Source organism: Psychrobacter sp. 78a-MNA-CIBAN-0178, assembly GCF_040309625.1.
Classification (GTDB): Bacteria; Pseudomonadota; Gammaproteobacteria; order Pseudomonadales; family Moraxellaceae; genus Psychrobacter; species Psychrobacter okhotskensis.
The window spans coordinates 17,221-32,150 of sequence record NZ_JBEOOZ010000016.1; the positions used below are offsets into that span (position 1 = coordinate 17,221).

Genomic DNA, 14,930 nt, shown 5'->3' on the forward strand with positions numbered 1-14,930 from the left:
AACTTATCGCTGTAATACTGAAAATACTTGAGCTTTGTAAAGCCACAAGGTAAGGTAGCTTTGCAATCAACCAATCCCTGAGTTTTATTTGTCCCAAAATCCCAATTATTAAGGAGAATCGTGTAATGATGCGTATTATTTTGCTAGGTCCACCAGGCGCCGGTAAAGGTACCCAAGCCCAGTTTATCTCTAAAGAATATGATATTCCGCAGATCTCAACGGGTGATATGCTGCGTGCAGCAATCAAAGAAGGTAGTGAGCTTGGCAAACAAGCCAAAGACATTATGAATGCTGGTGGTTTGGTTTCTGACGATCTCATCATTAACCTAGTGAAAGAACGTATCGCTAAGCCTGATTGTGTCAATGGTTGTATTTTTGACGGTTTCCCGCGTACGATTCCACAGGCGCAAGCGCTTGCTGATGCAGACGTCGCGATTGATCATGTGATCGAAATCAGTGTCCCTGATGACGAAATCGTCAAGCGCCTATCTGGTCGCCGCCAACATCCAGGCTCAGGTCGCGTCTATCATGTCGATCACAATCCACCAAAGGTCGAGGGTATCGACGACGTGACTGGCGAAGCGCTTATCCAGCGTGAAGATGACAAAGAGTCGACCATTCGTGATCGCTTAGCGACGTATCATGAGCAGACATCAGCGCTCGTTGGTTTCTATCAAGACAAAGCCAGCAAAGGCGCTGATGCGCCTAAGTATGATAAGTTTGATGGTACTCAAGGCATTGATGATGTGAAGCAGCAGATTTTGTCTGCGCTAAAAGGCTAAAATATCCTCGATATGTAGTCTATTTATATAAAAGAGACCTCGACTTTGAATAGTCGGGGTTTTTTTATTTGAAAGTCATAGCTTTTAGTCAATATTTGCGTAGCGCGAGATAAAATAACCAGTGTATAGTTAAATATAAATCGTCAAGCTATTGTTAATGGAACAGATGTGACATGGATAAACCAACACTAAATATCATATTTCATCCTGATCTCATAAAGCCATCCTTTGCATCTGAAGTCTTTTTAATATTAAAAGAGACCGTAATTTGGAATAAGCAAATGACTTCTAGGTATACAGAAAGCTTTGGTCTTTCTTATCATTATTCAGGAATGAGTTATGATGAGAAAAAAATGCCAAAGATTATTCAAGAGATAGCTTTGATCATAGCAGGGGTAGTTGGTTATTTACCGAATAATTGCTTAGTAAATTATTACCTAGATGGTAGTAGCAAGATGGGCTTTCATTCAGACGATACGAGTCAGTTAGCTGATGGAACAGGTGTCGCTATTTTGTCGTTGGGGGTGGCTCGAGATATGCTCTTTAAGCACAAATATTTTGAAAATATTACGGAGTCTTTTCATCTTACGAATGGAACGTTAATATATATGAATGATAGTATTCAAAAAGAGTGGTTACACTCGATTCCTAAAAGTGACACTCAGTCCGGCAGAATCAGTCTTACCTTTAGAAAATTAATAAAGTGATGACTAAAAACTAATTATATCTTAAACATAAAAAAGCCGCTTACTCATTATAAGTAAACGACTTTTAGATACTGCTATATCAATACGTCATCAAGCTAAAACTTATGCGTTACCTTCAGCATCGATTTGCGCTTGCTGTTGGCTTTGCGCATAGGCTTGATCAAAGTTAACAGGCGCTAGCAATAACTGTGGGAAGCTACCACGGGTAACGATGTCACTGATGACTTCACGAGCATACGGGAACAAAACGTTCGGGCAATAAGCACCTAGGATTTGACCGATTTGATCTTCTGGAATGTCTTTTAGCAAGAAAATACCCGCTTGATGCACCTCAGCGATAAATGCCGCTTCTTCTGCATTTTTTGCAGTAACGCTAACGGTCAAAATCACTTGATAATGATCGTCGTCTAGCTTTTCAGCATTGCTTGATAGATTGATATCAAGCTCAGGGTTCCACTCTTTGGTGAATACGCCTGCGCCTGGTACTTCAAGTGACATGTCTTTGACATAGATGCGCTCTAGTGCCAATTGTGGTTGTGCTTGTTCTTCAGCCATGATAATTCCTCTAAAAGTTAATCAAATGAGTGGGCAAACAATAATTGTAATATAAATCGAGACTATGTTTCGAAGTTATTTTGAAGTTATTTCGATATGATCTCGATGTTTTTTACCAATATTTTTTATTTGCCATTGTCTCTCTTTATGCACGTTATACATGCGGTATTTGCACCTGCGATTCTGACACAGGTGGTTTTCACCAACGTAAAGATAGCACAGGTAAAGAGAGACCGTCAGCAAAGTTAGCAGATTAACCTGCTAATAGCTCGTCAAGTTTGCCCTGTTGATTCATTTGATTCAGCTCATCAAACCCACCGACGAAAGTGTCACCGACGAAAATCTGTGGCACAGTGCGGTAGTTATTGGTTTTTTTCATTAGCGCTTGGCGTTCTTCGCTGCTGATGTCATGCATGCCGACTTCTTCGTAATCAACGCCTTTAGATTTTAGTAGTTGTTTGGCGTTTGAGCAGTAAGGGCAGATAGGGGTGGTATAAACTTTAACAGATACAGTCATGGTAAATCCTTATTTATTGGTTTTTGGCGACAGTTTTATTATAAACACTCATGTTATAAAAAATATTATAATCCGTCACCAACGAGTAAATGGCAAATGTAATTGCGTATGCTCATTATAAAGTGGGGATGGGTAGGATAAATTCAAGCCAATCCAGTCCAAAAGCTGTGACAGTAGCATAAATGCCACACAAAAAAAGACACCCAATAAAGAAGTGTCTTTTTTCGAATTTTGCGCTACTAGCAGTGAGAACGAGCGCGTAGGCTAAACAAGCTATTTAATTCAGTAATTTTAAGCAAGTTATGCAAACTACTTATGCAAGCTCGGTTTTGCCTTGCCTTTATTTTTAGACTTGGCATCTTTTACACCGACCAATGGCATGCCAGCACTTTGCCAACCGCCCACACCGCCTTCTAAGCGGTAAACACTGTCTTTGCCAATCATTTGGATGGCTGCGCCTGCTTGCACGCCCATATCGCAAATGATGATGACTGGCTGCTCAATTGCACGAATCTCTTCGATGCGGTCTTTGAGGTCAGTAAAAGGTATGTTGCGGCTGCCTTGGATATAACCGGTCTCAAACTTCTTTTTGGCGCGAATATCGATAAGCTGCGCGTTTTGCGAGTTCACCATCATCCCAAGGCTATTGGGCGATATTTTCTTACCGCTACGTTTGTTTTCGATGGCAAAGAACAGTACGGCAAGTACGGCCAATATGCCAAATAAAAACGGGTGGTTGCCCACAAATTCTAGCGCACGATCCAAAACATACCTCCAAAAATAAGTGTTCTATTAAGCTGAGAAGACAGCCTAACGATTGCGAACAAGGCGCTATTATACCGATAAGGCCATCTATAGTAAACGTGTGATGCTCAACCTAGGGTTCAGCGCTTAATAAGACAATGTATGAGTAAGACAATGCTTAATAAGGCTTAGTGTCCGCTTCTTCTCTTAACGTGACCAAGTTCTCAACGCGGCGCTGTAATACCACGCCATCAGCGACCGCTTGCCATAACGCGCAGCCTTTGCTGTTGTGAGTGTGCCGACAATCACGGAACTGGCAATCACCTGCCAGTGGCGCAAGCTCCACAAAGCCTGAAATGATATCATCTGGCGTCAAATGCCAAATGCCATATTCGCGAATACCTGGGGTATCAACGATTCCGCCTTGGGTTAAATCTTCGGGCTGGAAGGGTAACAAGCGGCTCGTAGTGGTGGTATGTTGACCAAGCTTTGAGTTCTCCGAGATGATATTGACGATTTGCCCAGAGGCTGGTAATAGCGCATTGATTAAGCTGCTTTTACCGACACCAGACTGACCCGCAAAAATCACCAATTTTTTATCGATGTAGCGCTTTAGCTCATCTAACCCTTCTTGCTCATCGCTATCAGCAATATTTTCTGGGCAGTCAACAGAGGTCAATACACTTTCATAACCAAGCGCCGCATATTGCGCCAATAATTCACTAGTATCGACGCCGTTTTCTTGCGCCAGTAAATCAGCTTTATTAAGGACGAGTAGAGGTCTTACACCCGCATGATGACAAACGACCAAATAGCGATCAATGAGGGTCGGTGCAGCAGCAGGTAGCGGCGCAAATACAATGGCGAGAATATCGACATTGGCAGCGACGGGTTTGAGCTTATGATAACGGTCAGGACGCGAAACCAGCGAGGTGCGCGGTTTGACGGATTCGATACGTCCAAAGCCAGTGTTAGGGTCGGCGTTCCAGCGTACTTGGTCACCAGCGGCCAACATCGGCAAGTTGGTACGTACGTGACAACGCCAAATATCGCCTAGCCCCAGCTCCTGCCAAAACGGCTCAGGGTCGTCAGGCGCAACCTCCGGCTGCACTGGAATGACAGCGGGCAAGCTGGTCACTTGTACTTCTAATTGCTTACCATAATGCGCCATGACCACGCCATCCATCAAACTGTCATCGATGCTGTCTTGACTGTCCAGCTGTTGTTTGTCGATGCGACGAATCTGTTGTTTAGTCAGCTTGCGTTGCCGGATTAATGCCATGGGAGTGTGACCTATTAAAAAAATATTGCTAAGTGTAGCGTGAAAATTTGCTAACATACAGCCTAAAGCGCTTGCGCCAGACAGTGGTTTTGTAATGTTTGAGTTTTTTTAGGCGTTACGAGCTAATAGGCGCATCGCCATGTCATTTGCACATTGCCAGCTATTGATGATTTATTTAAGTAACATTGCTACAAAATTGTCTCAGCTGCAAAACTGTCTCAAACTTTATTGACCATAGGATATTTTATGACTACCGGCGACCATCCCAATAAAATCAAAATCAAAAATCAAGGTAAAAAAGGGTTGGTATGGATTGACCTAGAAATGACCGGACTTGATACCATCAACGATGAAATCATCGAGATTGCTACCGTGGTGACGGATGAGGATCTCAATGTCCTTGCCGAAGGGCCTGTGTTTGCGATCAAGGTATCGGATCAAGTGTTAAATAAAATGGATGACTGGAATACCAAGCAACATGGCCAATCAGGCTTGGTTGACCGTGTACGCCGTAGTACCGTGACCTTGGCAGAAGCAGAAGCTGAAACCATTAAGTTCCTTAATAAATGGGTCGATAGTGGTAAGTCGCCCATGTGTGGTAACTCAATCTGCCAAGATCGCCGCTTTATGGCGCGTCAAATGCCAGAGCTTGAGCGATTTTTCCACTATCGCAACCTGGATGTCTCATCGATTAAAGAGCTGTGCTTTCGCTGGCGTCCTGATATTCTCAGAAATTTTGAAAAAGGTGGCAGTCATTTAGCCTTAGACGATATTCGCGATTCTATCCGTGAGCTAAAACATTATCGTCAGCATTTCTTTAAACTCATGCCTTAGGATAATGGTGAGCAGAATAACGGTTCGCAGAATGTGAAATGTGAAAAGCTATAAAAAAGGGTCTGTTACTTATGCAACAGACCCTTTTTCTTTTAAATGAAAGGTACTTAATGAGGCGAACTCTACACTGAATATTTAAATTCAAACAAGCCAAATTCAGTATTGTTACCTTTAGAATGGTTGCTTGCTGAATCTTCACCTTCTGTCGTAATTGCGCCAACGACCACCACGACTTTGGGTTGACGTTTGTCTTCGTCGAGCAAGCGCCAATCACCAAGAACGTAACGGATTTTGTCATTAGCCGTCTGATGAATATCTGGACGATGAGTATGTCCGTGTAATAGCGCATCATGATTATTAACTGCTAGTGCCACTGATTTTTCATTAACGTCCATAATACGCGCCGCTTTATTGGCGTTATTTTTTTGACTTTTTTTACGCATGTTCTCGGCGATAGCCAAGCGTTTTTTTAGCGGTTTATTCAGCAAATACCACTGGATTAACGGGTTACGCATCACTTTGCGAAAAAACTGATATTTCTTATCATCAGTACATAGCGCGTCGCCATGCTCTAATCGGTAACTTTGTTGCCCAACCGTTAAAAGATAAGGCTCGTTAATCAGCTCACCGCCAAATAAATTACAAAACGGCTGACCCAATAAAAAATCACGATTACCATGCATGACTAAAATCTCGCAACCTGCGATCCGTAGTTTTTTTAATTTGACAATTAATGGTGTGAGCCAATGGGTTTGACGCTCATCTTCTGATAAGGACAAATAAACATCATCACCCAGCCAAACCTCAAACCAATCGCCTAAGATAAACAAACGTTTTAACGCAGGCAGAGCAAGGCAATCATCGAGCAGCGCCAAAAAAGCCTGCACTAAGGCAGGCTCTTCCGGTGATAAATGCAAATCGCTAATCAATACTTGCCGCACGCTATGAGGGCGGGTGGTAATTAGGTGGTCAAAACTTTGCATTTATCCTTATCCTAATGTAGTAAACCAAATATAAACCTATTATGGCGTCAGACTCGCTTACTGTACTAGTCGTACAATTTTCGCTTGTCTTCCTTGTACTAGATTCATATTTGTTTCACTATAGATTATTAAAAATGTACTCATTCAAGTTGCTTATTCAGAAACAACTTATTCAGAGACAATAGTCGCTGAATTGATAATGACTGGCTCTTTTGGTACGTCAGCATGCATGCCGAAACGACCCGTTGGTACGCCGCGCATTTTTTCGATGACGTCCATACCACTGGTTACTTTACCAAATACGGTATAGCCCCAACCTTGCATGTTTTTGCCAGAGTGGTTTAGGAAATCGTTGTCTTTTACGTTAACGAAAAACTGGCTGGTTGCTGAATGCGGATCTTGCGTACGCGCCATCGCAATCGTACCTTTGTCGTTTTTTAGACCATTGTCCGCTTCGTTTTCAACGGGTGCGTTGGTTGCTTTTTCATTCATTTCGGCGTCCATTCCGCCGCCTTGAATCATAAAGCCATCAATAATGCGATGAAAAATCGTGCCGTCATAATGACCAGACTTTACATAGTTTAAAAAGTTCTCTACCGTTTTTGGTGCTTTTTCTTCGTTGAGTTCGATAACGATCGCACCCATACTGGTGTCAAGTTCTACTACTGGTGGCATGTCTACCATGGGATAATCCTTTTTGATTGCAGCGCCTAAAATGACGCTGTTAAGTGGTGGATAAAAAGTTGGTGGTTAAAAGTTAGCGTTAGTCTAACGGCTTTTTTGTCGTCTGTCATGTATCAGGCTGTTAATGCATTTGCAAAAGCTGATAGAATAACGCAACTTTCCCTTTTTAATGGTTTTTGAACGCCAGTGTCAATACGTTAATTTTGACACCCCAATTTTAATAACTGAGTTTTTGACCATTTATTTTTAATACCTTAATGCTAACTATTTGATTTTATTGGTTAGTCTTAACAGCTTGGTTTAATTTTTCATGGGGCGTGATGGCACGCGGCATGAATGGACAATTTGCGTTAGGAGCAATGCCCGATGAGTGAGCACTCAAACAACAATGTACAGAAAGATGAACAAAAAAACGACTTTATTCGTAATATCATTCGTGACGATGTCAATGCGCAAAAATACCAGCAGATTGTAACCCGTTTTCCGCCTGAGCCAAACGGCTACTTGCACTTGGGTCACGTTAAATCTATCTGTCTAAACTTTGGCGTCGCTAAAGAGTTTGGTGGCATCTGTCATTTGCGCTACGACGACACCAATCCAACCGCAGAAAAACAAGATTACATCGACAATATCAAAAACGATGTGCAGTGGTTGGGCTTTGACTGGGCAGGCGAGGCGCTACATGCTTCTAGCTACTTTGACCAGTTGTATGCGTGGGCGGTACAATTGATTGAGCAGGGTGATGCGTATGTCGACTTACAAACTCCAGAGCAAATCCGCGATAATCGTGGCTCATTTAATGAAGCCGGCAAACCGTCACCACAGCGTGATGCCAGTGTCGCAGACAACTTAAAGTTGTTCGAAGACATGAAACACGGTAAGTTCGAAGACGGCAAAGCGGTATTGCGTGCCAAAATTGACATGTCTGATGCCAATATGAACATGCGCGACCCCATTATCTATCGTGTGATGCATCAAGAACATCATCAGACCGGTGATAAATGGTGCATCTATCCTATGTATGATTTTGCCCATCCGTTGTCAGATGCGCTAGAAGGCATTACCCATTCGTTATGTACGCTAGAGTTTGAAGATCATCGTCCGTTTTATGATTGGATCGTCAATAAAATCGGCTTCAAGCAACCACCGCATCAGTATGAGTTCTCACGCCTCAATGTCGACCATACGTTGACCAGTAAGCGTAAGCTCAAGCAATTGGTCGATGAAGGTATCGTCGATGGCTGGGATGATCCGCGTATGCCGACCGTCGCTGGTATGCGTCGCCGTGGCTATACGCCTGAAGGCTTGCGTGATTTCTGTGATCGCGTTGGTATCTCCAAAGCGGATGGTGTGACCGATATGCGTCTGCTAGAGTTTAGTATTCGTCAGTCATTAGACAATACGACAGCACGCGGTATGGCGGTGCTTAAGCCATTAAAAGTGACGATAACCAACTTTAGCGATGCGGTCAGTCAGTGGGAAACGCTCAAAGCAGATAGCGTCAATGCGCGTTTTGACGCTGAGACGCAAACCTTATGGTTGACTCAGCCGAACCATCCTAATGTCGATATGGGCGAACGTGAGATTCCGTTTACCGAGACTTTGTACATCGATCAAGGTGATTACGAGATTGAGCCGCCAGCAGGCTATAAACGCCTATCACCCGAAAAGCCAGAAATCCGTCTGCGTAATACCTATGTCTTGGCCGTGACTGAGCATGTGCTAGATGATGCAGGCAATGTCGTTGAGCTAAAAGCAACGATTGATCCGGCAACGCTAGGCAATAACCCTGAAGGTCGTAAGGTCAAAGGTGTGATTCATTGGGTATCGGCCAGCCAAGGGGTTCCAGCCACCGTGCGCTTATACGAGCAGCTATTCAGTGTCGAAGATCCGAGTAGCGTCGCTGACGTGCATCAAGCATTGAATCCTAACTCGTTGACCAAGCTAAATGCCGTGGTTGAGCCATCATTGGTCAATGCGGATGCTGGCACACGCTTTCAGTTTGAGCGTGAAGGCTATTTTATCTCTGATAGCGAAGAGCACAGCAGTGACCAGCCTGTCTTTAATCAAATCGTCAGCTTACGTGACAGCTATAAACCGGCTTAATTTATTGCGATTAGCGCTACTAGCGTTTATTTGAGACAATACTAAACAAAAGTAGTTTGCAAGCTGGCCCATTTCTAGTACGCTAGGGATGGGCTTTTTTGTGGATAATACCAAACCCAAAAAATACGATTAGTTTTGTCAAACTTGCTTAGTCTACTAAATGTAGTGCTTGCACGCGTTTTCCTTACTACTCAAGTTTTTGTGAATGGTATAAGTGTAAATTTTAATCGTAAGGTGTGAGGGTGCAATCATGGCAAAATTTTTAAATAGCAGCGGGACGACGTATCATCTAGAAGAATTGATTAAAAATGCGTCTGACAGATTGATTATTATTAGCCCCTACTTAAAGTTAAATGAGCGTATTAAAGAGCTGTTAGAAGACCGTAATCGTCTCAAAATCGATATCCGTATTGTCTATGGCAAAAATGATTTACATCCAGAAGAGATTAATTGGCTAAAAAACCTGACCTTTATTCGTACTAGCTTTTGCAAAAACTTGCATGCCAAATGCTACCTTAATGAAAATGAATGCATCATTACCAGCCTCAATCTCTATGAGTTTAGCCAAGTGAATAATAATGAGATGGGGGTGCTTATTTATCGTAATGAAGATGCCAAATTATATGCTGATACTTATGAGGAAGCGCAGCGCATTATTCGTATCAGTGATGAAGTGCGCATGTCCCTTGAAAAAGTACATGATAGCGATAACAAGAGCGCCCTTAACAACGGCTCTAATAATGGCGTTAATAAAGCTTCTAAGAATGGGTCGAGAAATACGTCCAGTATGCTATCTAGTGCTGGCAAGGTAAGCACAGACTCAGTTGCCAGTAACGCTACAGAAGCGGCAACGCCTAATTATTCTAAGCTGACGACGGCGAAGCTGGCGAAAGAATTGGGCTTTAAGACGCAAGAGTTAAACGATAAGCTCCTTGCCGCAGGCTATCTAATAGAGCAAGAAGGCGAGTTGGTATTGACGGATACTGGCCGTGCGGCTGGTGGTACCAGCAAACGTGGTAAATTTGGCGAGTTTTGTTTATGGGACTCTGGGATGGTGGTATAGATGCAGGTTTCATCGGAGCTTATGCGTTTAGACCTAAATGGCATAAGCGCATTACAATCCGTCACAAGACATTCATAACCAGTCTGTTAAGATGAAATAGGATTTCCTGACGGGTACTCCGTTATTTTTATAGCGCTACACGTCAATGATAATAATAGAGCGCATGACCTTCTTTAGATGCTAACCTTTTAATATTAGCTTTTAGATACTAGCGCTCATCACTAACGATAGTTAAGGAATTAAGCATGGCACATTTACGTTTAGGTGACAGCGCACCGAATTTTGACGCCACAACCACAGAAGGCGATATCAATTTTTACGATTGGGCAGGCGACAGCTGGGTCGTTTTCTTTTCGCATCCTGCAGACTATACACCAGTATGTACCACTGAGCTTGGTCGTACTGCGGCATTAGGCGGCGAGTTTCAAAAGCGCAATGTAAAGGCGATCGCTTTATCAGTTGATGGCTTAGAAGATCACAAAGGCTGGGTTAGCGATATTGAAGAGACTCAAGGAACTGCTGTCAACTTTCCTATCATTGCAGACTCTGAGCGCACAGTAGCCAATCTTTATGACATGATTCACCCCAATGCGGATAATACAGCGACGGTTAGAAGTGTCTTTATCATCGACCCTAACAAAAAGGTACGCTTGACCTTAACCTATCCAGCCAGCTGTGGCCGTAACTTTGACGAGATTGTACGAGTCATTGACGCCATGCAGTTGTCTGATAAATATAACGTCGCTACGCCGGTCGATTGGAAGGACGGCGATGATGTTATCATTCCACCAAGCGTAAAGAATGAAGACATCGCAGCCAATTATCCTAAAGGTCATACAGAAATTAAGCCTTATTTGCGCACCACGCCAGCACCTAATAAATAAAGTGAGCGTTTTTGCAATTGCTTAAAAAATAAAAACCCTATAACTTACTGTTATGGGGTTTTTTACCATTCATATCACAAGCAGCGACAAGGTTTTGCTATGATAAAAACCAATAGTCACTGTGCTAAGCGAGCAATAACAAGCTTCTGCGCTTTGATGATACAACGATAGTCATAAAAATTTACCGTTATCGTTCTTTTCGGAAATAATACTTAAAAGGAATTTACCATGAAAAAACTATATATAACTCGTACTGCACCCAACCCTCGAAAAGCCCTTATATTACTTGCCTCAAAAGGTATCGATGTCGATGATATGGATGATATCGATGTGGTCGACATTGATTTTGCTGCCAAGGAACAGATGTCAGAGGCTTTTACTAAGATAAATCCCATGCAGACAGTGCCAGTTTTAACCCTAGATGATGGCACAGTGCTCAATGATTCGCAGGCGGTTTGTGAATACCTTGACCGCGTTTATGGTGAGCGCTCAGTGATGGGCAATGATGTGGTTCAGCGTGCACAAGTCTGTTCGATGCGCCGTATTGCGGAGTTTGAAGTGCTTTATAACTTGATGTTGGCCTTTCAACACAGCCATCCATCAAAGGCACAACGTGTTGAGCAAGTCCCTGAATTTGTAGCACCATCCATCGCTCGTGCGGTCAAAGCTTTGGCATACTTTGAAACCAGCCTAGAAGGTCATGACTATTTGATCGGGGATCAACTGAGCTTTGCAGATATCGTGCTATATCTAGGCTTGGACTTTGGCAAAGCATTAAAAGTAGATCCTACTGCCCATGGCGAAAACCTTGCGCAGTTTTATGCGAGAATGCATGAGCGCTTTAGCATTAAAAAAATGGCAAAAGCGAAGCCTACGGAAGCTAATGAATAGAGAACATTTAATCCTTATCTGCTAAAGCCCTAAATATTTTGTGCTGTGTACTGAACGTCCAAATAGGGATGGTTAACAAAATCTGTTGATTATCCCTATTTTTTTTGGACTTACTATGTCCATTTAGAAGGCGGACTTAAAAAACAATTAATAAAACGAAACGTTTCATTACATAAGACAATAGGATCGAGGTTATAGTAGTTAAATTGTACCGGATTGCTGCTATTAGTTTTATCGATATAAATAAAGATAAAAATCTTTATAAGTTAATACAGTAAAAGTAGATATTAGATATAGTCGATCAATATATAGTTTGGAGACAAGGAAAGCGAGCCAAAGTACTACAGCTAGTAGGCTAAGCAAGGCGGACAGCGTATCCAATTTATATAAGATTGACTATAAGCTTAGTAAGAGGGATGTAATATGGTAGGTATGAAGACACAACCCACCACAAAATTACTGTTATTGCCCAGTGTATTGGCAGTAATCCTGACATTGGGAGCGTGTCAGAAGAACGCGCCACCTGCCGAAAATGAGGCGTCAGACACTACGCAAAGTGCAGAGGTCATCGGTAGTGCAGCGGAGATTGAGAATGGCGCTGATATTAATGAGTCTGATATTGACGAGACAGTAGACGCGTCTAAGGTCGCCGAACTTAGCCCAGAACAACAAATGATTGCCAACCTCGCTCGCTATCGTTGGACACTCTTGACTGCCAAGGATGCGAGCGCTCAAGCATTAGCACCACTAATGAATATTAACGACCAGGTGACGCTATTATTCAATCAACATCAAGGTCAAAACACCTTAAGTTATAGCGTTGGTTGCAATACGATGAGTGCTGGCTACGAGTTACAAGCCCAGACACTGACGACCGAAGACAGTATGAGTACCAAGATGTCTTGTGGCGATCTTGATAGTGCAGAAAATCTGTTGAATACGTTGATGCAAGGTAATAGTGAGCTGTCTGTGTCTGCAGGTGAGCCTCCACTATTGACGCAAGTGACCAATGATTCGATGACTTTGGTTTGGACGGGTAGGCTTACGGCACAAGCAAAGTACAGTGGTAAAGGCAAGACCGTATTTTGGGCCGTGAATAGTGAAAAAGTGGCTTGTGGCGATGGTGATTCGAGTATGTGCCTGCAAGTCAAGCCTGTCACTTATGATGATCAAGGCCTGAAAACCAGCGAAGGTGAGTGGACGGCATTCAACGGTGATATTGATGGCTACCAGCACGACGGCATGCACGAAGAAGTACTACGCCTACAACGCTATCAAGTCAATGACATCGAAAATCCTGATAATGAGTCAACCGAAGCGTACGCCTATGTATTGGATGCGGTGATTGAAAGTTCTGTGGTAGAGTAAGTTGGTCAACAGCTTTATTTAGATGCTGGTTTTCAAAAACTATTAACAGCATTGGTTTAAACCAAAAACACGCATCATTTGATCGCGTGTTTTTTTATGGAGATTTTCTTTATTTTATTATATTTTGGCTTCTTATCTTATCGTAAGTTACCTAAGTCTTCTTCGGTTAAACGCCAGCGTCCTTTTTTCTTAGAGGCCCCGCGTCCACGCATGGCGCTATTTAGGAGCAATTTGTTCATTGAATGGCTTGAGTGCGCATGACAAATGGCGCAGGCAAGACCATCAGCGGCATCTTGTTGTGGCACGACATCTAAAGACAGTATGCGGCAGACCATCTCCTGTACTTGTTCTTTGGCTGCGGCACCATAACCGCAAACCGCCTGTTTAATCTGGCGTGCGGTATACTCTGATACTTCCAAATCCAGTGCCACCATCGCGGCGATGGCTGCGCCTCTTGCTTGCCCAAGTTTCAGCGCAGAGTCTGGGTTTTCTGCCATGAATACTTGTTCAATTGCCGTATAGATAGGCTCTTCTGCATATTTTAAATGATGCTGAGTAATACGCGTCAAGCCATTAAAAATACGCTTTAGGCGTTCAGGCATCTCTTTGGTATCCGTACGAATAGTACCCGCATCAATATACGTCAGCTTATCGCCCGTTTGTTGCACGATACCATAACCCGTCATACGTGAGCCTGGGTCAATCCCGATAATAATTGCCATAGTCTTCCGTCTTGCTTTCATTTTGTTTAATGGCTTAAAAATAGGCCTTAAGTTTGATAGTATAGCAATCAATCCCCATATACATCATATGTTAGCCATCTTAATTTGCATGGCGCTCAATTTATTGGTTTTTATTTTATAGGACGACACTTTATGGGTCAGATAGTTGGTATTGCCATCGTTTGGTTTATTATCGAGATGCTACTGTGGTATTTAATTGCTCAGTTTATGAGCGGTTGGTGGGTATTCATGTGGTTCATTATCGCCGCTGTCATCGGTATCACCTTTATTCGTAAAGGTATGGCAGCGCTAAATCCGATGGCTCAGCAAATGAAAGCGGGCGGCATGATGAACCCAGCGATGCGTCCACAAGAATCAACCATGCTTAAAAGTGTGGCCATGGCAGCGGCTGGCATTTTGCTACTTATTCCAGGTGTGCTTAGTGATTTGCTCGCGTTATTGGTGGTACTACCGCCGGTGCAAAAGAAGCTCAAAGACTTTGCTAATAATTACGTCATGAACAACCAACAAAAAATGATGGAGATGATGGCCAAACAGATGGGCGGCGGTCAAAACCCGTTCGGTGGTGCAGGTGGTATGGGTGGACAAAATCCATTTGGTGGCGCTGGTGGCGGTATTAATGGTCAAAACCCATTCGGTCAACAACAACAAAATCCGTTTGGGGATGTGTTCAAGCAGCATACAACTGTTGACGGCACGGCAAAAAATATACCTAAAGATGTCAAAAAGATTACCAAATCTGCTAATGATGAATAAAAGTTAGTGAAAAATCGAACATAAAAAAGCC

At 43.0% G+C, this 14,930-nt stretch carries 16 protein-coding genes; 9 read left to right on the top strand and 7 right to left on the bottom strand.

Going from position 1 to position 14,930, the window contains the following annotated elements; all coding sequences use genetic code 11:
- The first annotated feature begins 125 nt into the window (after positions 1 to 125).
- Both adk and AAEY80_RS09775 read left to right on the top strand, forming a co-directional pair.
- Positions 126 to 782, top strand: a complete 657-nt coding sequence (gene adk, locus AAEY80_RS09770; RefSeq protein WP_025652809.1) for an adenylate kinase — start codon at positions 126 to 128, stop codon at positions 780 to 782.
- Between the two features lie 173 nt (positions 783 to 955).
- Positions 956 to 1,489, top strand: a complete 534-nt coding sequence (locus tag AAEY80_RS09775; RefSeq protein ID WP_025652810.1) for an alpha-ketoglutarate-dependent dioxygenase AlkB — start codon at positions 956 to 958, stop codon at positions 1,487 to 1,489.
- Positions 1,490 to 1,591: 102 nt separating this feature from the next.
- On the opposite strand, the gene secB is transcribed toward AAEY80_RS09775, so the two are convergent.
- The 4 genes from secB to rsgA all read right to left on the bottom strand — a co-directional run bounded on the left by secB (position 1,592) and on the right by rsgA (position 4,587).
- A complete protein-coding gene (gene secB / locus AAEY80_RS09780) occupies positions 1,592 to 2,044 on the bottom strand; it encodes a protein-export chaperone SecB (protein ID WP_025652811.1) in 453 nt (150 codons plus the stop codon).
- A gap of 253 nt (positions 2,045 to 2,297) precedes the next feature.
- Positions 2,298 to 2,561, bottom strand: a complete 264-nt coding sequence (gene grxC, locus AAEY80_RS09785; RefSeq protein ID WP_025652812.1) for a glutaredoxin 3 — start codon at positions 2,559 to 2,561, stop codon at positions 2,298 to 2,300.
- A 309-nt stretch (positions 2,562 to 2,870) separates the two neighbouring features.
- Positions 2,871 to 3,326: a rhodanese-like domain-containing protein gene (locus tag AAEY80_RS09790; protein ID WP_025652813.1), complete on the bottom strand. Its 456-nt coding sequence runs from the start codon at positions 3,324 to 3,326 to the stop codon at positions 2,871 to 2,873.
- 157 nt (positions 3,327 to 3,483) lie between these two features.
- The gene (gene rsgA, locus AAEY80_RS09795; protein ID WP_025652814.1) at positions 3,484 to 4,587 is read right to left on the bottom strand and encodes a ribosome small subunit-dependent GTPase A; all 1,104 of its coding nucleotides are present in this window, start codon (positions 4,585 to 4,587) and stop codon (positions 3,484 to 3,486) included.
- Positions 4,588 to 4,833: 246 nt separating this feature from the next.
- Between rsgA and orn the strand changes: the two genes are divergently transcribed.
- Positions 4,834 to 5,421 carry an oligoribonuclease gene (gene orn / locus AAEY80_RS09800; protein ID WP_025652815.1) on the top strand — a complete coding sequence of 196 codons (588 nt, stop codon included), beginning with the start codon at positions 4,834 to 4,836 and terminating at the stop codon, positions 5,419 to 5,421.
- Between the two features lie 122 nt (positions 5,422 to 5,543).
- On the opposite strand, the gene AAEY80_RS09805 is transcribed toward orn, so the two are convergent.
- Positions 5,544 to 6,404 (bottom strand): UDP-2,3-diacylglucosamine diphosphatase, encoded by an 861-nt coding sequence (locus AAEY80_RS09805; protein WP_201566866.1) that lies wholly within the window; start codon positions 6,402 to 6,404, stop codon positions 5,544 to 5,546.
- A 168-nt stretch (positions 6,405 to 6,572) separates the two neighbouring features.
- Positions 6,573 to 7,088: a peptidylprolyl isomerase gene (locus AAEY80_RS09810; RefSeq protein ID WP_025652817.1), complete on the bottom strand. Its 516-nt coding sequence runs from the start codon at positions 7,086 to 7,088 to the stop codon at positions 6,573 to 6,575.
- A 366-nt stretch (positions 7,089 to 7,454) separates the two neighbouring features.
- On the opposite strand from AAEY80_RS09810, the gene AAEY80_RS09815 reads away from it, so the two are divergent.
- The 5 genes from AAEY80_RS09815 to AAEY80_RS09835 all read left to right on the top strand — a co-directional run bounded on the left by AAEY80_RS09815 (position 7,455) and on the right by AAEY80_RS09835 (position 13,400).
- Entirely contained in the window at positions 7,455 to 9,194 is a 1,740-nt protein-coding gene (locus tag AAEY80_RS09815) for a glutamine--tRNA ligase/YqeY domain fusion protein (protein ID WP_350588255.1), read from the top strand.
- Between the two features lie 250 nt (positions 9,195 to 9,444).
- Positions 9,445 to 10,257, top strand: a complete 813-nt coding sequence (locus tag AAEY80_RS09820; RefSeq protein WP_350588256.1) for a phospholipase D family protein — start codon at positions 9,445 to 9,447, stop codon at positions 10,255 to 10,257.
- A 245-nt stretch (positions 10,258 to 10,502) separates the two neighbouring features.
- The gene (locus tag AAEY80_RS09825; protein WP_025652820.1) at positions 10,503 to 11,141 is read left to right on the top strand and encodes a peroxiredoxin; all 639 of its coding nucleotides are present in this window, start codon (positions 10,503 to 10,505) and stop codon (positions 11,139 to 11,141) included.
- A 228-nt stretch (positions 11,142 to 11,369) separates the two neighbouring features.
- A complete protein-coding gene (locus tag AAEY80_RS09830; RefSeq protein WP_201566860.1) occupies positions 11,370 to 12,032 on the top strand; it encodes a glutathione S-transferase family protein in 663 nt (220 codons plus the stop codon).
- Between the two features lie 423 nt (positions 12,033 to 12,455).
- Positions 12,456 to 13,400 carry a DUF4377 domain-containing protein gene (locus tag AAEY80_RS09835; protein WP_173239850.1) on the top strand — a complete coding sequence of 315 codons (945 nt, stop codon included), beginning with the start codon at positions 12,456 to 12,458 and terminating at the stop codon, positions 13,398 to 13,400.
- A 137-nt stretch (positions 13,401 to 13,537) separates the two neighbouring features.
- Here AAEY80_RS09835 and ruvC read toward each other — a convergent pair whose 3' ends face one another.
- Entirely contained in the window at positions 13,538 to 14,122 is a 585-nt protein-coding gene (ruvC, locus tag AAEY80_RS09840) for a crossover junction endodeoxyribonuclease RuvC (RefSeq protein WP_010199263.1), read from the bottom strand.
- Positions 14,123 to 14,275: 153 nt separating this feature from the next.
- On the opposite strand from ruvC, the gene AAEY80_RS09845 reads away from it, so the two are divergent.
- The gene (locus AAEY80_RS09845; protein ID WP_025652823.1) at positions 14,276 to 14,899 is read left to right on the top strand and encodes an FxsA family protein; all 624 of its coding nucleotides are present in this window, start codon (positions 14,276 to 14,278) and stop codon (positions 14,897 to 14,899) included.
- Positions 14,900 to 14,930 lie beyond the last annotated feature (31 nt).